Here is a 21,571-nt window from a genome sequence, read left to right as displayed (position 1 = left end):
ATAAACGATCATATAAACTAAACTTCTATTACACACCTTTCACTCTTCACTCATTAACCCTTAACTCATAACTCTTAAACACAACAAATCAGTCTTCCTTCGGAGAAGCCTGTCTCTGTAAGGAGTCCTCAGGTAAGAGAGTCTGCATATATTGATATTTAATAAAAAATATATAATCCTTTAACGTTATTTGTGTCTCTTACCGTCTATTGCCGGGTACCTGCCAGACAGGATATTAGGGTCACAGGCAAACCTATCGCTATCTGCAGATTATGGAGAATGGCATGCAGCACAATGTATTTACGAACAACCCAACCGTTCCAATCGATGTAAAAGACAGGTCTGTAAGTGAATTGATGGACGGAATGCTCAAAACCGGCTTTCAGGGCAGGAAGCTGGCGGAGTCAGTCCAGGCCTGGCATAACATGCTCAAAGAGAAGAACACGACTGTACTTATGGGCTTATCCGGAGCCATGGTTCCTGCCGGTATGCGCAGGGTTATTTCCTACATGATCCGGGAAAGGATGATCGATTGCCTTGTAAGCACAGGGGCAAACCTGTTCCACGATTGTCACGAAGCCCTCGGCAGGAAGCATTATGTGGGCTCACATCTGGCTAATGATGAAAAACTCTTTGAACACGGAGTAGACAGGATTTATGATGTCTTTGCAGTGGAAGAAGAGTTCAGGAACGCAGACAACCTGATTGCAGATTTTGCAGAAGAGATCGGAGAGATTACCTGTTCCTCAAGGGAGTTCATGTACCTGCTTGGAAAAGAGCTTGTAAAAAGAGGAGCTGCTGAAGACTCAATAGTTGTAAGCGCGTACAGGCACAATGTCCCGATTTTTGTACCTGCACTATCGGACAGTTCCATAGGAATAGGGCTTACCATTGCACGGAGAAGAGGGCTGAAACTTGAAATAGACCAGATAAAAGACGTTGACGAGATCACACAGATTGTGGAAAAATCAGAAAATACAGGCGTTGTCTATGTCGGAGGCGGAGTTCCGAAGAACTTCATCCAGCAGACAGAGGTGATAGCTTCGATTCTGGGAATGGATATTGGCGGGCATGACTATGCAATTCAGTATACTTCCGATTCTCCTCACTGGGGAGGACTCTCAGGATGCACCTTTGACGAAGCAGTTTCATGGGGAAAGATCGCACCTCAGGCAAAAAAAGTACAGGTTTTTGTGGATGCTACCATCGCCCTTCCAATTGTTATCCATGCCCTGCATGAAAAAACACGTAATCTGAAGCGTGCAGCACCTGTTTTTAACTGGGATGAGCCCGAAGGGCTTGATATCGCTTACAACGAATAATCACATCACAAATCTTTATTATATTGAAAGCTGATAACATAAGGCGAGAAGGAGAAGACATAAATGGGTAAACGAACTCGAATAATTAACGATCCTTCCTATTTAGTACCATTACTCAGGACTTTTGGATCCAGAACCCATAAAAGAATATTCGATACACTTTCTAACAAATGGATGACCAGAGCAGAAATCGATGAGTTCATAGGTTCGGACTCATCAAAAAGCCTTCATATTCTGAAAAAAGCCGGGCTCCTCGAGAGCCAGTGGAGAGTACCTGAAGCAGGACAAAAACCCTCAAAAGAATACCACAGTTCTTATTCAAAGGTTCAGGTGAACTTTCAGTGCTCCTTTGAAGACCTCAGCGACATCATTATGCTTACCTTCAAACCATATGAAGAAGTGAAGGATGCTATGGAAGAGCTGGAAAGACTGGTAGAAGAAGGCAACACCTCAATGAGCAACCTTACACGAACTCTTAACAAGAACCCATTTTATATCTGCGCTGTTGCCCGAAGGTCCGAAAAACTTTCAGTAATGGGGCAAAGGTTAAAAATAATTGAAGATGTTGAGGAGAATTACGATTGATGATTAAAATCCTCCAGACCAAGAGCGGAGTCACCAAATTTCAGGTCCTTATCGAGATTGCCGCCCATCAGCCCAATGTCAGGCAAAAGGAGATTGCCGCAAAGATAGGAATAACCCCACAGGCTGTTTCCGAATACATTAAGGAGCTTGTAAATGACGGGCTTATTGTAACCGAGGGCCGCGTCAGATACAGGATAACAAAAGAAGGCGTAGAATGGGTCCTTGAAAACGCCGCCGAAATGAAGCGGTACGCCCGCTTTGTCATGGAGGACATAATCAGTCATGTCTCAACCTGGACAGCCATCACAAAAGAGGAAGTCAAAGAAAACCAGCAGGTTTACCTGAAAATGGATCACGGACTCCTCTATGTAAGCAGCACGGAAAAAACAGGCGCATCGGGCACTGTCATATCCGATGCGTCTCGAGGAGACGATGTGGGAGTAACCAGCCTCAAGGGCCTTATAGATCTGGAAAACGCATCCATCACGATCTGCAAGGTTCCCAGGGTTGAACGCGGAGGGTCGAGAAAAGTGGATCTTGAGCGCCTGAAGATGCTGGCAAACTCAAAACCCTATATCGCTGCAATAGGTGTAGAATCGTTAATTGCTCTTCGCAAGATCGACATACGCCCCAATGTCATGTTCGGGACAAACGAATCCGTTATCGAGGCTGCATACCACGGACTTTCATCCCTGGTGGTTTCAGTAGACGAACAGGTCTCTGCTCTCTTGAACAGGTTAGAAACCGAGAACCTTGAGTACGAACTTGTTGACCTGACAGTCGAGTAACTTTCCTGATTTATAGGCTTCCGGTTTGATGCATTCCTGACTCACGGGTTTGGAATTCGAACCTGTTATTTTTCTATAAATAGTATCTGTTTTTTGTTATTTTCAGGTTTAACTATAACTTTCCATGTTTAACTGTAATAACCCTCTCTAATTACGCTGTACATTTTTATCTTAATACTGCATACTCATCTAATAACCCGGAGATTTTCCATGAAGCTGATAGCACTTTCTGATACCCACCTTAAGACAGGAGAAATCCCTCCACAACTTAAAAGCGTTCTCGAAGACTGTGACCTGATTGTCCATGCAGGAGATTTCAGTACCTTAGAAGCTTATCAGGCTTTCAATGCCAGCGGCAAGCTGAAAGCCGTTTATGGAAATGATGACACCTTCGAACTCAGGAAACTTCTTCCCGAAAGGCTGAAATTTGAAATTGAAGGAATAAAAATCGGAGTGATACATGAAGGAGGGCTTTCAGTAATGGACACAACTGCCCAGGGTTACCTCGCAAAAGAAATGGGGGTAGATGTCCTGATTTTCGGGCACCTTCACCGCCCTTTGATTGAAAATAAAGATGTTATGCTTGTCTGTCCGGGTTCTCCGACAAAACCCAGGATGTCAAATCCAGGTGTTGTGGAACTGATAATTGAAAAAGGAAGTATTAAAGGCAGGATACTTACCCTTGAAGGAGATAGCTGTGAATATATCAAATTCAGGGATGCCCTGAAAAAACAAAAACAGGAAGAGAATCGGAGATAAAAAAGGACCTTCGAACCTGAAGATGACATGAAGGTCCTGAAAAAGTAATGAACAGGAACACACCAATGATTTTTACATTCAGAATTCAGGCACATGCCTCGCTAGGCAAGGTCTCTGAAACTATGTATTTTGGCGAAACTCCGTCAGTTCACATAGTCTCCAATTTGAACATTACACCTGTTCCCTGGAGGCTCAGGTAGACTTTATCTCCAAACTCGAGGACCTTCTCGACATCAACATTGCTGTTCCAGTTATATACAAAGTCATAACTGCCCTGCATGGGTTCGAAACCCAGGGACAACAACCTCTGGTTGACCTCAGAGGGGCGAACTCCTTCACTACTGAACCAGACCATAAGATAGGTTTTCACAAGATCATCCCATATACCAATTCATTAACTTATTTTAGCGTTAACTCTTATTCAATTACTCATTGCTCATTTTATATCATGTTTCGTTTATTTATCTATATTTTGCCTCTTATTACTCCGATATCATGAAAAAAGGAAAAAACTTATTCAGTACATTGAAGTTAGAAGTGAACTATTGAAAAGAAATAAGAAAAACAAAAAGCAGGTAACTATTAAGCCACTAATGTTTGAAAACTCCAACTTGCCTGTGGTATTGTACTTGTAGAGGACCTAACCGAAGTAAAGAGGCTTGAAACGGTACGGCTTCAGCAGACAGGATCTCTTTGAAAGCTGGTGGATTCAGTACCTGTACCCGCGTTTTGTAAACAATGGATATAGAATTGTAAAACATAAAAAACCCGGGTCCATGAAACCTCTCTTAAGTTTGCTGATGGTTCATTGCACCAGGTAATGTTCAACAGGTTAGTATTCAGCGGCGTGACCGAAGAAGACTCAGTGTTTCTATACATTATGATTGACATAACTAAACGTAAGCAGGCCGAAGAGAAAATGCTTCAGGCAAAAATGGCTGCTGAAGCTGCAAACCGGACGAAAACCACTTTCATAGTCAACATGAGCCATGAACTGAGAACTCCCCTGAACGCGGTTAAAGGTTAGACCTGCTCATAAGTGAAACTGTCGGGCCCCTTAAAGAAAAACAGAAACGATATACTGAAAACATTTTGAAAAGCGGGAGCCACCTGCTTGACTAGATCAATGATGTGCTGGATATCTCGAGGCTTGAACTCGGAAACATTGAACTTTACTATGAAACAGCGGACATACCCGGAGTAATTGAAGAGATACAGCGAGTTCTCTCCTCCCTGGTCACGGAAAAAAGTCACAAATCCTTTACAGTCCCTGTACAGCCTCGAAATTGAAAAGGAAAAAGAAAAAGTTAGAAAAATAAGAACGGTAAATGCAATTTAACGAAAAATTATCAAACATTTGAGAGCAACCTCAACCACAACTAACCCAAGAACCTCCATTAAAAAAAGATTCAGCTTTCAGCTTCCTTAATGGTCTGCTTTTTCCTGCAATTAAGCTCCACAATCAATCCACAACTGGTTACTTTTTACTGTCATTAATGTTCTTCCGATGCTCCCTTTTGATCTTTCGTCAGCCCTTTCCCATTACTTTCTTCGATTACCCTAACAAAATGCCTGTCTGACAAATCCTCTTTTCCGGACCAGAAAATTGCTTTATGGTATTTCCATACTTCCGGATCAAACTCAAGAATGCCTACGTGGACGACAAGCTCAAAAACAAACCAGTAGCCTGCAAGCAGATGTCCTATACGGATCAGGCCCAGAGCATTAACGTTAAGCAGAGACGCAAAATACCAGGTTATTGAAAGGATCCATTCGGATACAGGTAGCCCTAAAGGAGCCCAATTAATATTATAAAGCACTATTCCTGTTATGGCAATAACAGCAATTGCAGTGCTTTCGAGAATAATGAGCAGCTTGAGCATGGGATGAAGTTTTGTTATATAATATCCTTTCTGTTCATCATAGAGCGTAAAAGCAGGATACCTGCCTTTCCCGAAAAAATTTCTGACGATATCAAAAAGGCGTTCCACATCCTCCTCCCCGAATATATAAGATTTCCGGAAATGGTCTATCCTATCCCTGACACACCACCTCTCCCCCTTGCAGGAAAAGATATTATAGGGGACAAGGATCCAGTTCGCGACCAGAAAAAAAGGAACCGCAATCATATGGATAGACCGGGCAGTCTGAAATGCCATGAAATCCCAGCCAAAATAGATCCTGAATCCCGTGATAAGAAGGGCGAACATGGCAAACAGGTGAACCAGGTGAGTGATCCTCTCAAGCCAGTTATAGCGTTCAACAACCATCTTTCCGGAGGCAGGCTTCTCAGCAGACAGTACCATACCAAGCTCCCCTTAAAGCACCCTGATAGTATGATCCGGATGCTTTCCGGTTCTGTCGATTGTATGGACCGCACATGCCAGGCAGGGGTCATAGGAGCGAGCTGTATGTAAAATCCCGAGAGGGTTTGCATAGTCAACACCGAGGGCATTATCCGCAGCAGAGATTTTAGTGCCTATGAGAGCCTGCTCAACAGGGCCCGGAATTCCCTGTGAGTTCCGAGGAGCCAGGTTCCAGGTACTCGGAACTACAGCCTGATAAAGAGTAACCATCGAATCCGAACCTGTAGCAATCCAGTGCCCCAGAGCTCCCCGCGGGGCTTCCCACAGGCCCATCCCTGTCGAATCCTTTGCCATCGAAAGATCGGTGTGAACTGCAACCTTTGCCCCCGCCTCAAGATCCTGCAAAATCCACTTCATCAGTTCAGACATTACTACAAGAACTTCCTGCATCCTTGCAATCATGCGAGTATAGTTGTTTACAGGAGAGTACCCGTTTTCCTTGAAAGCCTGGACCAGTCCGGTTGTGAGGGGCTCACCCATAACCATGAGGCGAGCAAGTGGCCCGACTTCACAGGGAATGCCGCCATAATTGGGGGCTTTTGACCATGAGTAACGGCTTTCCGAACCTTTTGTGTAATCTATTTCATCAGGATTCCCTTCAGGAACCGTAACGCCGTTCCAGGGAGGCCGGTCTTCTTTCTCGTCAATGTAAAAGGAATGAGTAACGCTTTCAGAGATTATTCTGTAGTCGAATTCTTCAAGTTTCAGACGTCCGTTCATATATCCGGAAGGTATAACCCTATCATCAGCAGGGCTTGTAGGGTCATACCCATCCCCATTTTCAGGTTTGAAGAAAACTCCGTAAGAGAGAAAACCAATTTTATCGGGATCAGGATAAACTCCTGCCCGGTCCATTTTCATACTGATAGGCAGACCGAGAAGCTGTTCCCCAATCAGTTCCGAACCAAAAGCTGCAAAAAGAGGAACATCTCCCCAGCCGGAGGAGTGGGAGAAGTCATTGCTGGAAAGGGAATTATCCATAAGTTCCTGCAGGCGTTCCAGAACGAAATTGACAGCTTTTTGCGGAGAAGAAGCCATGTAAGTATTTTCAATCCAGGTATCTGGAGAGACCCCAAGAGTAAATGCTTCAACAAACTCCACAGTTTTTGAAACATAGGCTGCAAGCTCATTAATGTCTGCAATAGTCGGGGAATAAACCACTCCTCCGACATGCTGTAAAACAGAATGAGGCATTTTGCCTGCAACAAGAGAAATGGCATCATGCAGGTGACGCTGTTCCCTTATGGCACCGAGGTAAGAAGATCCGGCAGGATAACGTATTCCTTTAAACTGATTTACTATAGGCATAAAACGTCCGGCCAGTTCTCCCCACACTGCATCCCCCATTTCTCCGTGTTGCATAAGGATATCATGATAAGCCGGGTTTGCAAGGTCCGGGCCCCAGAGCACATAGATGTGGGCTGCATGACTGGCTATGAAATTAAGACCCTGATGAATATTTCTCATTACAAGAGCATCTTTGGGAACCTCTTCTATAACTCCGAAAAGTTCATCCAAAGCATTTGCTGCAGCTATGCTGTGGCAAACCGGACAGACCCCGCAGATCCTCTGGGTTAGAAGTGCCGCATCTCTCGGGTCTTGATTCTGAAGAAATCTCTCAAAACCTCTAAAGAGCAGAGCATTGCTCTGGGCATCGGTAATCACACCATCTCCGTCAACCTCAGTATTAATCCTATAATGTCCTTCAATTCTTGAAAGAGGATCTATGGTCACCTGTACCATTACTTTTCACCTCCGGTTTTCCCGGAAATATTCTCTTCCTCAGCCTTTTCTATTTCCTCAGGATTGTTCAAAACAGTCCTTCTTATAGCGTGGGCACCTGCAGCAAGGAGTGCCCCTCCTATTGCCACACCTGCCACGGTATCAAGATTTGTACCTACAATTCCGGTATCTTCAATTTCCACGAAAAAGGGCCTAGTACTGTCCGGAAATCCCGGCTGTACGCAGCCTATACAGGGAGAGCCTGCCTGAGGACAGAAAGACTGATGTCCGTTCCAGTGGCGAGTGGCACAGTCAGCGTGGGTATACGGCCCTTTGCACCCCAGTTTCCAGAGGCAACCCGGTCCACCTACTGTCAAGTCAAGCTCTCCACGGTCATAATATCCGCGGCGAGAGCAGTTGTCGTGTATAACATGATCCGGAGGGAAGAAAACTTTCGGACGTTTCCATCTGTCCAGCACGTAAGGGAGATCATCGGGTACCTTGATTTTCCCCAGGACAACCGCGCTTATTGTCAGAAATACCCAGTCAGGGTGGGCAGGACAGCCGTTAATGTTGATAACCGGTTTATCGATCCCGAGCAGATCAACAATTCCTTTTGAAGAATCTTCCATAGTAAACGCGATTCCGCGGTGGTCAAGAAGTTCTTTTACATCACTTTTTGCAGCATTTACCCCACTGTTAGTAGCACACTGCCCGATTGCTATAATTACCGAGGCGTTTTTTGCAGCTTTCTCGTAAATTTCCTTATATGTCCTGCCTCCAAGTACCAGATATTTTCCCGAACCTTCAGGCCCATTTGGGACTCCACCTTCGGAAATAAAAACATATCCTTTTTCGTTTTCCAGAATCTCATCCAGCAGAAGCTCAGAGTTCAGCTCACTGGTATTTGCAGGTTTTCCGTCTACGAAAATTCCCTGCTGCATCATCAGGACGTCCTGATAGAGCAGGTTGAGATTTAAATACTGAAGTAGTTCTACGATATCAGGTGTCCCTCCGTCAAGCATTGATATGCTGCAACCGGTACACCCTGCCCCATGGAACCACAATATTTTAGTTTCCGAAAGTTCAAGGGCTTTTGCCAGATCACTTTTATAGGTCTGTAAAAACAGCGAAGCTCCCAGCATTCCGACGGCTTTTATAAAAGTCCGACGGTCCATCTTCATGAAGTCGAGATTTTTAAACTTTTCAAGTAAAGATTTTTCACCCGTTCTGCTTCCCCCGGGATAATAAATAATTTTTTATATAGAGATATAATAAGACATAGACCCTATTGTATTAAAAGACTATTATGGGAAAAACTATTACGGCCTTGAATAGCCTGGTAAGCTTCAGAAATTGAAGAGGATCTCTTTTAAGTACCTGATTTTTGTCCACTGGTTCAAGAAGGAAGCTATGCCCTCAGTTAAAATAAATATAGTTTTTCTAAAGATTTATATATTTTAATAATTACTTTATATATTGAAATATATAATAGAATTTTAAGTTTAGTATTTGCAGCATAATATGAAAAAATAAAACCACACTACACAGTTTGGAAAATAAAATTATGAATAATGTGGGGGATAAAGTATGACTATTGGGGATGGTCACGATTTAAAATCGTTGAGATTTGCAGATGACGACGTTTTAGAGGCTTGCTATGACAACGAAAGGGTCCTTCGCAAAGGCGATAGCGGCTCTCCGGTAAAGAAAGTTCAAGAAGCTTTGATTCTTTTGGGTATTCCTGTGCCCAAAGTTGGAGCCAACGGTATCCTTGGTGATGAGACTGAGCTGGCCATCAAAAGCTACCAGGAAGCACGCGGACTGAAGGTTGATGGTGTAATAGGGTCAATTACTATAGAAAGTCTGGACGGAGAATTTCCCTCAAGAGCACTAAAACATCCAGCTTCACCATCAACGGAACCACAGGTATCGGAGGTTCCAGCTCCTTTAGTACCAGAATCTCCAGTTAGGTCACCCAGGGCATCTCCGGTTAGACTAGCAAGAGAAACTCCGAAGCCGGTAAGAGCACCTCCTGTCTCACCAGTAGAGAAACCCGTAGTTCCATCAGTAGAGACAGTTCCGGATCTTAAACCATTGCACGTACCTCCAGTAAAACCAGTGCATGTACCACCTGTCCCACCGGTACGGGAAGTATCGGCAAGACCAAAATACGTAACCAGGCATATAGAAAAAACAACACCTTCAACTGTACCTTTAGCTCCATATGTGACTTCGTCACTCCCTCAGGCTGACAGCCATAACCGCAAATTCCATTCATCAGGGATGTGGAATGGAGATAGCTTCCTTGAAATCCAGGGTGGTCAATCGATGCACTTTAATGTAAAAAATCTCCATGCCCATGCGTCAACTATTCGAATAAAACCCAATACTGGAGAATCCAAAAGCACTGTGATTCAATCTCAAGCTACTGCCAATTTTGAGTTTTCCACGGATAACAAAGAGCCGTTTGACTGGAGATTTGATATCAAAACTGATAGCGATACAGCTTTACTTGAGTGGCATCTCTATAGTAACTGGGTACAGGAGGAAACAAAAACAAATAAGCCTTAAGATAATTATAGAATCGATATTCAGGCTGTCAAAGTAGAGAAAAAACCTCATTTCTGATAAGCCTTATAGCTTCATCTACAGCCTTGAGGACTTCAGGGCTTATATCCTGGGAGAATTCAGTAGCTAATTCTCCGATCTCTATTCCTATAACCACAATTTCCGGAAGGGACTGTACCTGCTCCCCAATTCTCAACACATCGGTAATTGTGAGATCGTGAACAGAGACCAGGGTATGCAGCTCAGTACCCTTTATCAGGTCCCCACCTTCAATACGGTGTACCGAACCTTTCCGGCTGCCTGTCAGGATTGCATCAACTATTATGATTTTTCTAGCACCGTCAAGCAGATTCAGGAGGTCGAGCCCGCAGACCCCCGCATCCGCTATATCGAGGTCTTCAAGACCTTCAAGTTCTGTTTTTTTAAGGGCTTCGATAACTTTCAGGCCGACGCCATCGTCACCCATGAGAGGGCTTCCACAGCCCAGGACTCGGACAGGAGCATGTAATATAGACATATTTTCACGTTACAAAGTTGAACATCTATTTATCATAAAATCTCAGCCGGAAACCCGTAAAATCTTTAGATTTAGCGGGTAGTTGACTCCTAGCATATTTCTATGCCTTTTTCTAGCATATTTCTATGCCTTTATTACATTTTTCCCGGACTTTGGAATTCCCTGAACATTAATCTTTTACGACTTCAGAAGGCGTATCGGACGATTCGTGCCAGATCTCACTGTCAGAAAGTTGTTTTTGTTTGGGTTTAACGATTTCTGCGTAGCGGGAATCTGAAAGATCCTCTTTTCCGGACCAGAAGATTGCCTTGTGGTACTTCCAGACATGCGGGTTAAACTCAAGTATACCCACGTGGACAACCAGTTCAAAGACAAAAAAATAAGTCATGACCAGGTGGAGAGCCCTGTAAAACTGCAGGGAAGACATATTGAAAGCAGGTGCAACCAGGTCTCCTGCCAGAAGGATCCATGAACCTATAGGGAGCCCTATGAGTGCCCAGTCAAGCCTGTAAAGAACAATGCCTGAAACGGCGATCACAAAGATAGCGGTGCCTTCGATTACAATGAGGATCTTCATTAAGGGGTGGAGTTTGGTCTTATAGTGTCCCGACACCTCATCATAAATAGTAAATGCGGGGTATTCGCCCTTTCCGAAGAAATTGAGGATTATTGCCTTCAGGCGCTTTGCATCTTCAGGACCGAAAACATAATGGTCCATGAAATGTGCAATTTTTTCCTGGATCCCACCTTCAATTGAAGAAAAGATGTTGTACGGTATAAGGATCCAGTTCACTGCAAGTAGAGCAGGAACCGCGATCATGTGAAGGGCGCGGGCATTGTGGAAACTCATAAAGTCCCAGCCTGCATATATTTTAAACCCGGTAATGATGAGCACAATCATTGCCACAGCATGGATGGTATGAGCCGTCCTGTCAAGGACGGTATAGCGCTCAACAACCATCGGGTTGTCTTTGGGTTTCATTTATGGGTCATCTCCTTATACTATTCTTAAAGTACGTGGAGCGTTTTTCCCGGTGAGGTCAATGGTGTGGACCGCGCATGAAACACACGGGTCATAAGACCTACCGATATGAAGAATGTTAACAGGGTTGGTGTAATTGACACCAAGAGAATTATCTACAGCATTGATCTTTGCCCCTATAAGGGACTGTTCAAGAGGCCCGGGTACGCCAGCGCTATCTCTCGGGGAAAGGTTCCATGTACTCGGAACCACGGGCTGGTAGTTGATAACCTTTGATTTGCTGTCGGTGGAGACCCAATGTCCGAGAGCGCCGCGAGGAGCTTCCCAGAGACCCATACCTTCCGAATTCTTTGCCATAGAAATATCGGTATCAACAGCAATCTTGCCGTTAGGATCGTAATCGACAGTTACCCATTTAAAGAGCTCATTTGCGATAATTGCTGTTTCCTGGATACGAGCAATCATTCTTGTGTAAACGTTAGCTGCAGAGTAACCGTTCTCGTTAAAGGCCAGAGCAAGTCCGGTCACAAGCGGTTCTTTAGCTGCAAGCATACGTGCAAGAGGCCCGACCTCACAGGGAGTTCCGTCATATCTCGGAGCCTTACTCCAGGTGTATCTGCTATCTGAACCCTTGTCAAAGCGGATTGCTTCAGGATCGGTAAACGGATTGGTTTCACCTTTTGAGGGGTGTAGGTCAGCTGCACCTTCATAGAAGGCGTGAGCAATACTTTCGGTAATCTTGCTTGCATCAAAATTCTGATATTCAAGGCTTCCGGTCACAATACCTGAAGTCAGGAAGCGGTCTCCTGCGGGGCTGTTAGGGTCGTACCCGTCCCCATTCTCAGTATTGTAGAACCCACCATATGAAAGGAAGGAGATCTTTGAGGGATCGCTGTATCCACCGATTTTGTCGTGCTTAAGGCTTGCAGGAAGACCAAGCAGTGTTTCACCCACAAGTTCGGAACCAAAGGCTGCATAGAACTCCGTATCTCCCCAGCCAGCTTCCCTGGTGAAGTCATTTGAGTCTACTGATTTGTCAACAAGACCTTTAAGGTGTTCAACCACGAAACTTACGGCTTTCTGGGGGGAGCTTGCTTTGTAGGTGTTTTCAATCCAGGTCTCGAATGGAACCTTCAGAGTGTAGTTTGAGATAAAGTCCATTACCTGAAGGTAGTAAGAGGAAAGTTTGCCAATATCTGCTACATTCGGCTTGTAAGTATATCCACCCGGATAGGATGTGACCTGGTGGGGCATTTTTCCGCCGATAACTGCAACTGCTTCCTGAAGGCGTTTCTTTTCAGGAATTACTGCAAGGTAGGAGGATCCTACAGGCACTGATTGCCCATCAATCTTGTAGCTGATCGGGGCAAACCTGCCGACCATTTCTTTCCAGACTGCGTTTCCGGTTTCCCCTAGAGGAGTAAGAACATCACGATACGCAGGGTTTGAAAGGTCAGGACCCCAGAGTATGTATATGTGGGTTGCATGGCTTGCAAGGAAGTTTAGAGCCTGGTTAATGTTCCTTGCTACAAGTGCATCTTTTGGAACGGTATCAACCACACCGAATATCTGGTCAAGGGCATTGGCAGCTGTGATTGAATGGGACGTAGGACAAACCCCACAGATTCTCTGAATAAGAAGGGCTGCATCTCTTGGGTCCTGATTCTGCAGGATGCGTTCAAAGCCTCTGAACATGAGACAGGAGCTCTGGGCATCAGTTATAACGCCCTCCGCATTTACTTCAGTAGACAGGCGAAGGTGACCTTCAATTCTTGTTAAGGGGTCGACTGTAACGTTTACCATTTTTTACTCACTCTCCTTTCATTCTCCGAACAGCATGCACTCCTGCAAGTACGGTAGCAGCTCCGACTGCAGCTTTGGATAATGTGTCAATATTTGCCCCAAGAAGCACACCCTTGTCTTCAGCTTCAACATAAAAAGGTCTTGCTGAGTCCGGGAAACCGGGTTCAACGCAGGCAATACAGGGGGAACCTGCCTGAGTACACATACTTACAGAACCATTCCAGCGGCGAATAGCACAGTCTGCGTGAGAGTAAGGAGCTTTACAGCCTAATTTCCAGAGGCATTTTTCTCCGCCAATCTGCTCATCGAACTCTCCACGATCATAGTAACCGCGGCGAGGGCAGTTATCATGCACTGTGTGGTCGGTGGGGAAAAAGACTGTAGGCCTTCCATACTGGTCAAGGATGGTATCCAGGTCGTCGGGAATCTTAATCTTGCCAAGGATTACCGCACCTATGGTAAGGAGAATCCAGTCAGGGTGTGCAGGGCAGCCAGGGATATTAATTACTGGTTTGTGGATCCCAAGCTCTGTGAGCATGCCTTTTGAGCTGTCTTCCTTTGTGAAAGCCACTCCCCTGTAATCCGTGACCTCGGCAATAGCACTGTCCGCACAGGTGATTCCCCCATACGTGGCACAGGTCCCAACTGCAAGGATAGAATTGGCACGTGCTGCAGCTTTTTCAAAGAGCTCTTTGAAAGTCCTGTTCCCAATAACACAGTAGCGCCCCGAGCCGTTTGGACCGTTTGCAATTGCGCCTTCTACAACAAGGATATAATTGCCTTCTTCGATAAGTTCGTCAACAAGAAGCTCGGAGTTTAGTTCAGAGGTGTTTACAGGTTCGCCATCGACAAATAATCCCTGCTGGGCAAGGAGAGTCTCATGGTAAGCAATGTTAACATTGAGTTTGCTGATTGCCTGAACAATATCAGGATTGCCTCCGTTTAAAATGGATTCGGAACAGCCGGTGCACTCAGCACCGTGAAGCCAGATAATTTTAGTATCTGCAAACTCAAGCGCACTTGCGATCTCTGTTTTATAGGTGCCAAGAAATGTAGTTGCGCCAAGCACGCCTACAGCCTTCATGAAAGTACGCCGGTCTAGTTTTAAAAAATCTAAACTATCCAGTGTACGAATAAGATTTTTCATTCCAGTACTCATCTCTACCACATCTTGTTTTTTACCCAAAATATATATTCGAAAGAAAATTCTAATTTAGATTTGCCACAATTATATAAGCATGTATATAAATATAACAATAATGTTTCCAATGAGGGAATAGTATTTAAGTTTATTTACACGATAAAATAAATATATTAATATAGTGAATGAAGTAATTAAATATATGAAAAATATAATAATTTAAGAAAATTAATTGTAAGCCTTAACGTAAGCAATAAACTAGCAAAAGACACTGTAACAAAACTAGCTAACCTTAAAGAACAAAAAAATACTTTCCACTTCAGAGTGATTTTGTATCCCAAAAATTAAAGTGAAAATATGATTATATAACAGAAAATTTGATATTTTTATGAAAAAATACACAAAATCAATGCAGAATTAATAAGTATTTAAGGAAAACAAAAAAACCATCTATAATAAAAACCATTAATAAAAACAATTATTTATAATAAAAACCAGTTATAATAATTATTTATAATAAAAACCATTTATAATATATAGAGAAGAAATTTAATGATGCGGAGCAACCGCAAGACAAGCAAGAAGTCTGATTTAATCCCTGTTAGACCCCTGAATAAACTATACATATTATTATAACCAGTTTCCCATTAAAGGCCCATCTATTTTTCGTTAACCGACATATTAGAGTCTTTTTAATTTTTTTTGGTTCTTCTCCAATTTCAAAAAAATCATAAAATTTCATCATAATTTGAGTAAACCAATCTACCCATTTTGGAAAAATTGATCTATTCAGACGAACACTTATACAATTTTTTCAAAAATATCTGGTTTTTGTGGAATTTTTCATTAGTTACCGCTATAAGATGTATAAGATTTCAAGTTTAGGTTATAAGCTTCCGTTTTTCCTTTACTCCATCCAGAACCATCGGGTACTAACGTATTCTCTTTGCTCTCCGGCAAAGGAAAAAGCAACATCACAAATGGCATTCTTACTTTTTTTATTAATAGCCATAAAAAAGTCTTAAGTGGGTAGTTATTTAAGTTTTGCTAAATTAGTTTATACTGAATATACTTTTTTTTTCTTTTTTATTTTACCTGTGTGTACAGGAAATTACAACGTAAAAAATCATACACTAATTAATAAAGAGGGACAAACCCCTCCATCCTTTTTTGATAAAACAAATACTGCTGGGCATATCCGCAGTAATGACCGAAATATTCTCGTCCCCAGTCTCCCATACAGCTCAGGTTTTTGCAGGTTTCAAAGTAACTGTCATCAACGTGATAATGCTGGATAATCTGCCTGATGTGGGTATCTACAGGAAAGGCTTCCATTTTCTCAAAGGCGAAAAGAAGAATGCAGTCAGCAACCTTTTCCCCTATGCCGCGAATCCTCATAAGGCGTTCCCGCGCATACCTGTACTCCAGACGGAAAAGGACATTAAGGTCAAGCTCGCCTGAAACCACTTCTCTTGCTGCCTCTTTTATGCGTTCAGTCCTGAAGCCGAGCTTGCATTTGTCAAGCAGGGAGAGGTCTGCATCTGCAAGGGCTACAGGATCCGGAAAACTGAAATAGCCTCCTTCGAGTTCCTGCCCAAAAAACTGGCTCAGGAGACTGATCCTTTTCTGGATTGTGGGGATGCTTGAGGCTGTTGCAAGCATATAGGAAATCAGGCACTCCCAGGGATCCTGCCGGATCAGGCGCAGACCTCTATATTCGTTGATCGCCCTGTTTATCAAAAGGTCTTTGTTTATGCTGTCATAAATTGAGGACAGGTTGTCGTCCAGACGGAAATAATGAGAAAAAAATTCTAATGGAAGTTTTGAGTCAACCAGCAGTTCTCCGCTGTCTTTCTCCTGGGAAAGCCGGATAACATGGTCTCCGACAACTCCTGTCCACCAGTCCCCTTCCCTTTTCCAGCGAAAGACCTGTCCGCAGTCGAGGGTATAGTCAAGGTTAAAGATTATGGGTTTAATCCTGTACATCCAGTTCAAGCCCCCTTAAAAAAGCCCCTGCAGTTAGCGTGTCCCCGAGCCCTACAGTAGTGATTGGAGATTTTGAAAGCAGCGTTGGGAGTATGCAAATCACATAGTTCTCCATTAAAGCAAAAGCACCATGTCCACAGGTTTCTCCGCCGAATGCTTCAAGGAAAAGCTGCAGTTGCTTCCTTCCAAACATGCTCTCCTGAAGTTTGGAAGCCTCCTTTTCCACAAATTCCCGCCCTTCAAGCCTGCCTGAAGCTGCGTATGCCCCTGCACACCTGAGCCCGAAGCTCATGGCTTCAAGATTTTTACCGGCTGCATTTAACAGCGCAGGGCTTTCTTTATCGCCCCATTTACCTGAAATCCCGGAACCACCGGAAATCCCAAGCTCCCCGGAAATCCCGAACTCTTCAAAAATTCCAGAAACATCATAGTTTCCGGGCTTAAAAACAGCAAGGACAAACTCCCTTGTGTGAATGAAAAGTTTCCCAAGCCCATGCAGGGAAGCAAGCTTACAAGCTGCTTTTCCTACAGCTTCGGCTTCCATACGCAAAATCCCTTCAGCAGGAATTCCGTGCAGGTTGTGGAGCATTGCAAGCTCGTCCTCGTTCATTCCGATGCTGTATGAGATTCCGGCAAACTTTAGGAAGACAGAACTTGCAATCTCCCTGCTTGCAAAATGCCCGAATTCCAGGTGAACCCTGAGCTTCTCATTTCCTGCCTTCCAGGCTTTAAGCTGGGAAAATGAATTCTCAAGGATCTCTTTGTAGGTGCTGCCGTCAGGATAGGTCTCAAGCAGGAGATGGAAACCTGATATGAGTGCCCCATTTATTTCCCCTGAACGCTGCAGGGCATAATTCTCAAAGGCCGGATTAACGAAGAGCCTGAAATTTAAGTGGTCACAGGTTGCTATGAAACGATTTTCCCTGGGAGCCCTGATCTCTTTCCCATAAAGGGAAAAAGTTTCCCCTTCGGAAAAATCAAAAACGAAATGGATGGGGTCCTGGTTACTGAAAGAGGCATTTCTGTTTTTTCTGGATTTTGCCCCCGACTTATTCTTTACCTGTAAAGGAGCATCCGGGAAATATACTGCTTTTTTCGAAAATAGAGAAAGTTGGGTCTTTGAAGGAACTGCAACATTAGGGACTACCCTCGAAGCCCCCAGTTCGGAAAGCGCATTTGCCATAATCCCGGCGTTTCCGCCCATCCTCACAAGAGATTTTTCAAAATAGCGGTTCTTCAGAAACTCAAACACAGACTGCTCAAAAACGAGCCATTCGGCTCCACACCCGTTTTTCATACAATAAGCGAGCCCTGCCACAAAATCGGATCCCGAAAGTATTTTTCCGGGAGGAGTTTCGATTTTTTCAAGGATTTCGGTCCTTTCAAATGCATTCAGCAGCTCCGTGATTTCGGCTCCGCTTATCCGGTATACGGAATCTATGTTTACGTTATAACCGCAAAGTATGTTCATCTGACCTGTTCCTGTAGATTCAAATGGAAAAGCAGCCTCTTTATCAGGCATTCAGATTGAGAATTTATCGATCCGTTACAAAACGAGGCAGATAGAAAATCTGTCTCAGTATGCTTATTTTCCTGCTTGTTTCTGTTTCATCCTTGCAAGCATGGCAACAAATGCTCCTGCAGAAATCGTATCACCTATTCCTACTGTAGCTTTCGGCCTGTCTACTACCTTGGAGGGAATGAGAATAGCATCATGATCCGGTCCGTAGATATATCCGTACTCAAACTCATCCGAAGTGCAGAGCTTTCTCCCTGTGCAGTAGAGCTGGAAGTTTTCGATGTCTTCTAACCCCGTAGCTGAAACAGGAACTTCCAGTCCGGATTCAGCTTCCTTAAGGTTCTCGATTTTTCCGTTGAGGGCCTGAGCAGCTGCCAGAACCGAGGAAAAGAGCAGGGAATCCCTGTGTTCTTTCAGGGTTAAAGGATGGCCCTTTGCCAGGATGCAGATGTAAAAACCAAGAGAGTGTACATGGACCCTCTCAAGGTCCAGGTCCTTCATGAGCTGGACAGCCCCCTGGTAGAGGGACATAATCCCATTTTCCCCTTTCTTGATCACGGAATATGAAAGTTCCTCATATCCCAGCACATTCAGCGCATTAGCCACCTCCACGGTGTCAAGGCCCATGGAATGCACGCGCTTGGCAACAATTTCGGTAAGGATAGCTTTTCTTATAACCCGGTTCTGGATGGATGTAAGTTCTACATGAATGCGGAGTTCGGGGTTCAGGGACTTTAGCTTTTCAATAACCTTTACGGAATTTTCGACGTAATCTTTATAGGTGGACCCGTCTTCGTATTCTTCTTTTATCATCTGATACCCGGAAAGCATTGCCCCGTCAACCGGAAGGAGGGAATCAAGATGTTCGTAAATCTGCTTGTCCATGTCCAGGCGGAGCCATTTGGGGCGGGAAGAAATAATCAGGCGGTTATCCCTCGGGATTTTAAAGGTACTCCCGGCACAGGTCACTTTCAGGTCTTTGGAATATTCAAAGATCCAGTTAACCTTTGACCCGGTTCCGGGCTTAAAGGCTTCTCTCGGAGGCTTCAGGAGGACTTTTCCATTTTCCACCTTCGGGTGCAGGATATTTCCCGTAGCTGCAAAGTATTCCGCCTGCTCTTCAGAAAGCCAGGGGATATAAGCAACCACCTTTTTCAGCTCTAACCGGGCAAGGAGATTGGAAATAATCCCTGCCTGACCGCCCATGCGGGCATAGTCAAAACCCAGGTGCTTCTTCAGCCATTCATGAGTTTCTGCGGTATATGAAGGCACTTCTGCGGCTTTCCCTTCCCGCATAGAAATAAGCAGGCGGGCAACAAAGTCCAGAGGTTCTGCAATCTCTCTCGGATATACCGCAACCCTGTCTTGAACTGCAGCTTCATCAAAAAATCCAAAAAGCTTTGACAGGTCTTCTTCAGTCAGGTGTCTGATAGCATCTATATTGCCGTTATAGGCTACAAACATCCCATCCAGATAAGGAAGGGCTCCTTTTGCATCGTAAAACGCTTCTTTATGGCGCTGTTCCCATTCTTCTATGTCCACTTAAGTAAACCCCCTGGGAATAAAATAAATTATCCGGAATTAAGAAATTTAATTAACCTTGAATAGGAAAATAAATCAAAATAAAAGAAAATAAATCAAAATAAATCCGAGTTTTTGAGTACCCGGGTTATCCTGCTTTATACTTCCTCTATTTCTCATTTTACGTTTATTTTATTTAACTTTGCGCAGATTGGAGTCCTGGGGTCAGGCCAGACTGTTCTGGCCAGGCTGATCTGAATTAGAGATCATGCTGTATAATCTGCATCAATTTAAGATCAGGTTGTATATTCTGCATTAATCCTTACATAATCGTAAGTCAGATCGCAACCCCAGGCGGTTGCTGACTCATTTCCCATTCCAAAGTCAAGGGTAATGATAATTTCCTCATTTGCCATAATCTTTTTCAGGAGTGCAAGATCTGAAGCCCTGGAAATTTCTCCAGACTTCACAAGTTCGACTTCTTCTCCCCCTCCTGAGAAAGATAGGGAAAGCCTTTCCTGCTCAAGTTCGGCCCCCGAGTATCCGGCAGCAGCCACAACCCTACCCCAGTTTGGGTCCTTCCCGAAGATTGCGGACTTGACCAGAGGCGAGCGTACAATAGCTTTTGCAGCAAGCCTGGCATCTCCATAAGTTTTTGCGCCTATGACCCTGGTTTCGATAAGTTTCGTGGCTCCTTCCCCATCCTTTGCCATCTTTTTTGCAAGGTCCGTAAAAACGTAAATCAGCCCTTCCTCAAACTCGTCGAGGCACTCCATACAGGGCTTGACTCCGGACTTACAGGTGGAGGTGAAAAGCACAATATCGTTTGTGCTTGTGTCGCCGTCGACAACAACCATGTTGAAGGTTTTATCCACAGCTCTCCTGAGAGCCGCATCCAGGACATCTGCAGGTACTTTTGCATCGGTATATGCAAAACAGAGCATAGTCCCCATATTGGGCTCGATCATACCCGAACCTTTTGCAATTGCTCCTATCCGGACTCCACAATCGAGTTCCACAGCCACCTCTTTTAAGGCTTTATCGGTGGTCATAATCGCCTTTGCAGCAGCCCGACTGCATTCGGGGGAATTGCCAAGCCCGTCAAGGACTTCAGGGAGGTGTTCCCTGATCCAGGAAATGTCAAGCCTTCTGCCAATCACTCCTGTCGAGGCAACAGCAACGGTATCGGGGGGGAGGTCAAGCCTTTCAGCGAGCATTGAAGCCATTTCCATAGCGTCCAGAAACCCGTCATCGCCTGTAAAAGCATTGGCATTCCCGCTATTTGCAATTACAGCCGAAAGCTTCTGCTCGGTTTCGATCAGTTCTTTGCTAAGAATAACCGGAGCTGCAACTACTTTATTTTTAGTAAAAACGCCTGCGGCAGGGCCCTCTGCCCGGATGACCGCAATTCCCATTTTTCCGGGTTTGATTCCGTTTGCAGTTACGCCCCTTACCGCACATATCCCACCCTCGATTTGCTTCATGAAAAACCTCCTTTCCCTCAAAGCTTTGCAAGACCTTCGATAATATCTCCACGTGTAACAATTCCAACCACACGGTCATTTTCCACTACTGGAAGCCTGTTGATCCTGTGCCTGACCATAAGTTCGGAGGCTTCTTCGACAGATGCCTCAGAAGAAATTGTATGCACATTCTTTGTCATCATCTCTTCAACCTTTGTAGAACCAACATCAGAAAGCATTTTTTTCGTATCTTCCCAGCTAAGGAGTTCCCTTATCGGGACCTCTATGACTTCAAAAGGGCTTGGAAGCCAGAGGTTTCCTTTTTCCGGAATTAAGAGCAGCTTAAGCAGGTCAGCCTCACTTACTATCCCTACAAGCTGTCCATCTTCAAGGACAGGAGCTCCACTAATATTGTTTTCTTTAAGAACCTTTGCAGCTTCCCGGACTGTATCACCAGGCTTGCAGAAGACAACGTTAGAGTTCATGACATCTGTTACTTTCATCGGACTACCCCAAAGATAAGTTC

The 21,571-nt window shown here is 44.3% G+C and carries 19 protein-coding genes; 6 read left to right on the top strand and 13 right to left on the bottom strand.

Translation table 11 applies throughout. The annotated features are described in order from the left end of the window. Nucleotides 1–284 precede the first annotated feature (284 nt). The 4 genes from MSWH1_RS12740 (at nt 285) to MSWH1_RS12725 (ending at nt 3,454) form a co-directional block, all read left to right on the top strand. The gene (locus MSWH1_RS12740) at nt 285–1,322 is read left to right on the top strand and encodes a deoxyhypusine synthase (RefSeq protein WP_048129076.1); all 1,038 of its coding nucleotides are present in this window, start codon (nt 285–287) and stop codon (nt 1,320–1,322) included. A 63-nt stretch (nt 1,323–1,385) separates the two neighbouring features. Further along, entirely contained in the window at nt 1,386–1,907 is a 522-nt protein-coding gene (locus MSWH1_RS12735; RefSeq protein WP_048129074.1) for an ArsR family transcriptional regulator, read from the top strand. Beyond that, on the top strand, nt 1,907–2,695 hold the full coding sequence (locus MSWH1_RS12730) for a MarR family transcriptional regulator (protein ID WP_197074081.1): 789 nt from the start codon (nt 1,907–1,909) through the stop codon (nt 2,693–2,695). Before MSWH1_RS12735 ends, MSWH1_RS12730 begins: the two co-directional genes overlap by 1 nt. 210 nt (nt 2,696–2,905) lie before the next feature. Then, the gene (locus MSWH1_RS12725; RefSeq protein WP_048129069.1) at nt 2,906–3,454 is read left to right on the top strand and encodes a metallophosphoesterase; all 549 of its coding nucleotides are present in this window, start codon (nt 2,906–2,908) and stop codon (nt 3,452–3,454) included. A gap of 148 nt (nt 3,455–3,602) precedes the next feature. Here the strand turns inward: MSWH1_RS12725 and MSWH1_RS12720 are convergent, their stop codons facing one another. Continuing rightward, nucleotides 3,603–3,824, bottom strand: coding sequence for a hypothetical protein (locus MSWH1_RS12720; RefSeq protein ID WP_048129067.1), 222 nt, complete (start codon nt 3,822–3,824; stop codon nt 3,603–3,605). A gap of 450 nt (nt 3,825–4,274) precedes the next feature. Here MSWH1_RS12720 and MSWH1_RS20295 point away from each other — a divergent pair, with 450 nt between their 5' ends. After that, nucleotides 4,275–4,481 (top strand): hypothetical protein, encoded by a 207-nt coding sequence (locus MSWH1_RS20295; protein WP_048129065.1) that lies wholly within the window; start codon nt 4,275–4,277, stop codon nt 4,479–4,481. A gap of 466 nt (nt 4,482–4,947) precedes the next feature. Here the strand turns inward: MSWH1_RS20295 and MSWH1_RS12710 are convergent, their stop codons facing one another. From MSWH1_RS12710 to MSWH1_RS12700, 3 genes are read right to left on the bottom strand one after another with little or no spacing between them, the layout of a single operon-like run. After that, the gene (locus MSWH1_RS12710; protein WP_048129063.1) at nt 4,948–5,760 is read right to left on the bottom strand and encodes a cytochrome b; all 813 of its coding nucleotides are present in this window, start codon (nt 5,758–5,760) and stop codon (nt 4,948–4,950) included. Between the two features lie 12 nt (nt 5,761–5,772). Beyond that, nucleotides 5,773–7,563, bottom strand: a complete 1,791-nt coding sequence (locus MSWH1_RS12705; protein WP_048129060.1) for a nickel-dependent hydrogenase large subunit — start codon at nt 7,561–7,563, stop codon at nt 5,773–5,775. Then, a complete protein-coding gene (locus MSWH1_RS12700) occupies nt 7,563–8,726 on the bottom strand; it encodes a hydrogenase small subunit (protein ID WP_048129058.1) in 1,164 nt (387 codons plus the stop codon). The genes MSWH1_RS12705 and MSWH1_RS12700 overlap by 1 nt, the downstream gene beginning before the upstream one ends. A gap of 406 nt (nt 8,727–9,132) precedes the next feature. Here MSWH1_RS12700 and MSWH1_RS12695 point away from each other — a divergent pair, with 406 nt between their 5' ends. Further along, nucleotides 9,133–10,116, top strand: coding sequence for a peptidoglycan-binding protein (locus tag MSWH1_RS12695; protein WP_048129056.1), 984 nt, complete (start codon nt 9,133–9,135; stop codon nt 10,114–10,116). 28 nt (nt 10,117–10,144) lie between these two features. Here the strand turns inward: MSWH1_RS12695 and MSWH1_RS12690 are convergent, their stop codons facing one another. The 9 genes from MSWH1_RS12690 to MSWH1_RS12650 form a co-directional block, all read right to left on the bottom strand. Continuing rightward, nucleotides 10,145–10,630, bottom strand: a complete 486-nt coding sequence (locus MSWH1_RS12690) for a hydrogenase maturation protease (protein WP_048129054.1) — start codon at nt 10,628–10,630, stop codon at nt 10,145–10,147. Nucleotides 10,631–10,799: 169 nt separating this feature from the next. Continuing rightward, the gene (locus MSWH1_RS12685; RefSeq protein ID WP_048129052.1) at nt 10,800–11,612 is read right to left on the bottom strand and encodes a formate dehydrogenase subunit gamma; all 813 of its coding nucleotides are present in this window, start codon (nt 11,610–11,612) and stop codon (nt 10,800–10,802) included. Between the two features lie 15 nt (nt 11,613–11,627). After that, nucleotides 11,628–13,415: a nickel-dependent hydrogenase large subunit gene (locus MSWH1_RS12680; RefSeq protein WP_048129050.1), complete on the bottom strand. Its 1,788-nt coding sequence runs from the start codon at nt 13,413–13,415 to the stop codon at nt 11,628–11,630. Between the two features lie 7 nt (nt 13,416–13,422). Continuing rightward, nucleotides 13,423–14,574 (bottom strand): hydrogenase small subunit, encoded by a 1,152-nt coding sequence (locus MSWH1_RS12675; protein WP_197074080.1) that lies wholly within the window; start codon nt 14,572–14,574, stop codon nt 13,423–13,425. A 1,119-nt stretch (nt 14,575–15,693) separates the two neighbouring features. Next, entirely contained in the window at nt 15,694–16,542 is an 849-nt protein-coding gene (locus tag MSWH1_RS12670; RefSeq protein WP_048129047.1) for a DNA-3-methyladenine glycosylase, read from the bottom strand. Then, nucleotides 16,529–18,064: an ADP-dependent glucokinase/phosphofructokinase gene (locus tag MSWH1_RS12665; protein WP_231585462.1), complete on the bottom strand. Its 1,536-nt coding sequence runs from the start codon at nt 18,062–18,064 to the stop codon at nt 16,529–16,531. The genes MSWH1_RS12670 and MSWH1_RS12665 overlap by 14 nt, the downstream gene beginning before the upstream one ends. Before the next feature lie 63 nt (nt 18,065–18,127). Then, nucleotides 18,128–19,603: an ADP-specific phosphofructokinase gene (gene pfkC, locus MSWH1_RS12660; protein WP_048129045.1), complete on the bottom strand. Its 1,476-nt coding sequence runs from the start codon at nt 19,601–19,603 to the stop codon at nt 18,128–18,130. 275 nt (nt 19,604–19,878) lie between these two features. Next, nucleotides 19,879–21,066, bottom strand: coding sequence for a bifunctional ornithine acetyltransferase/N-acetylglutamate synthase (gene argJ / locus MSWH1_RS12655; protein ID WP_048129044.1), 1,188 nt, complete (start codon nt 21,064–21,066; stop codon nt 19,879–19,881). Between the two features lie 17 nt (nt 21,067–21,083). After that, complete coding sequence (locus tag MSWH1_RS12650; RefSeq protein WP_048129041.1) at nt 21,084–21,548, bottom strand: CBS domain-containing protein; 465 nt, start codon at nt 21,546–21,548, stop codon at nt 21,084–21,086. Nucleotides 21,549–21,571: the final 23 nt, after the last annotated feature.

It is taken from the genome of Methanosarcina sp. WH1 (assembly GCF_000970005.1).
Lineage (GTDB): Archaea > Halobacteriota > Methanosarcinia > Methanosarcinales > Methanosarcinaceae > Methanosarcina.
The sequence above is the reverse complement of the archived record's forward strand: the minus strand, read 5'-3'. Positions and strand labels throughout refer to the sequence as shown.

Bases quoted from the DNA above. Each gene is read 5' to 3' on its own strand.
- MSWH1_RS12740 (WP_048129076.1), top strand. From the start codon at position 285: ATGCAGCACAATGTATTTACGAACAACCCAACCGTTCCAATCGATGTA.
- MSWH1_RS12735 (WP_048129074.1), top strand. From the start codon at position 1,386: ATGGGTAAACGAACTCGAATAATTAACGATCCTTCCTATTTAGTACCA.
- MSWH1_RS12730 (WP_197074081.1), top strand. From the start codon at position 1,907: ATGATTAAAATCCTCCAGACCAAGAGCGGAGTCACCAAATTTCAGGTC.
- MSWH1_RS12725 (WP_048129069.1), top strand. From the start codon at position 2,906: ATGAAGCTGATAGCACTTTCTGATACCCACCTTAAGACAGGAGAAATC.
- MSWH1_RS20295 (WP_048129065.1), top strand. From the start codon at position 4,275: ATGTTCAACAGGTTAGTATTCAGCGGCGTGACCGAAGAAGACTCAGTG.
- MSWH1_RS12710 (WP_048129063.1), bottom strand. From the start codon at position 5,760: ATGGTACTGTCTGCTGAGAAGCCTGCCTCCGGAAAGATGGTTGTTGAA.
- MSWH1_RS12705 (WP_048129060.1), bottom strand. From the start codon at position 7,563: ATGGTACAGGTGACCATAGATCCTCTTTCAAGAATTGAAGGACATTAT.
- MSWH1_RS12700 (WP_048129058.1), bottom strand. From the start codon at position 8,726: ATGAAGATGGACCGTCGGACTTTTATAAAAGCCGTCGGAATGCTGGGA.
- MSWH1_RS12695 (WP_048129056.1), top strand. From the start codon at position 9,133: ATGACTATTGGGGATGGTCACGATTTAAAATCGTTGAGATTTGCAGAT.
- MSWH1_RS12690 (WP_048129054.1), bottom strand. From the start codon at position 10,630: ATGTCTATATTACATGCTCCTGTCCGAGTCCTGGGCTGTGGAAGCCCT.
- MSWH1_RS12685 (WP_048129052.1), bottom strand. From the start codon at position 11,612: ATGAAACCCAAAGACAACCCGATGGTTGTTGAGCGCTATACCGTCCTT.
- MSWH1_RS12680 (WP_048129050.1), bottom strand. From the start codon at position 13,415: ATGGTAAACGTTACAGTCGACCCCTTAACAAGAATTGAAGGTCACCTT.
- MSWH1_RS12675 (WP_197074080.1), bottom strand. From the start codon at position 14,574: ATGAGTACTGGAATGAAAAATCTTATTCGTACACTGGATAGTTTAGAT.
- MSWH1_RS12670 (WP_048129047.1), bottom strand. From the start codon at position 16,542: ATGTACAGGATTAAACCCATAATCTTTAACCTTGACTATACCCTCGAC.
- MSWH1_RS12665 (WP_231585462.1), bottom strand. From the start codon at position 18,064: ATGCCTGATAAAGAGGCTGCTTTTCCATTTGAATCTACAGGAACAGGT.
- argJ (WP_048129044.1), bottom strand. From the start codon at position 21,066: ATGAAGCAAATCGAGGGTGGGATATGTGCGGTAAGGGGCGTAACTGCA.
- MSWH1_RS12650 (WP_048129041.1), bottom strand. From the start codon at position 21,548: ATGAAAGTAACAGATGTCATGAACTCTAACGTTGTCTTCTGCAAGCCT.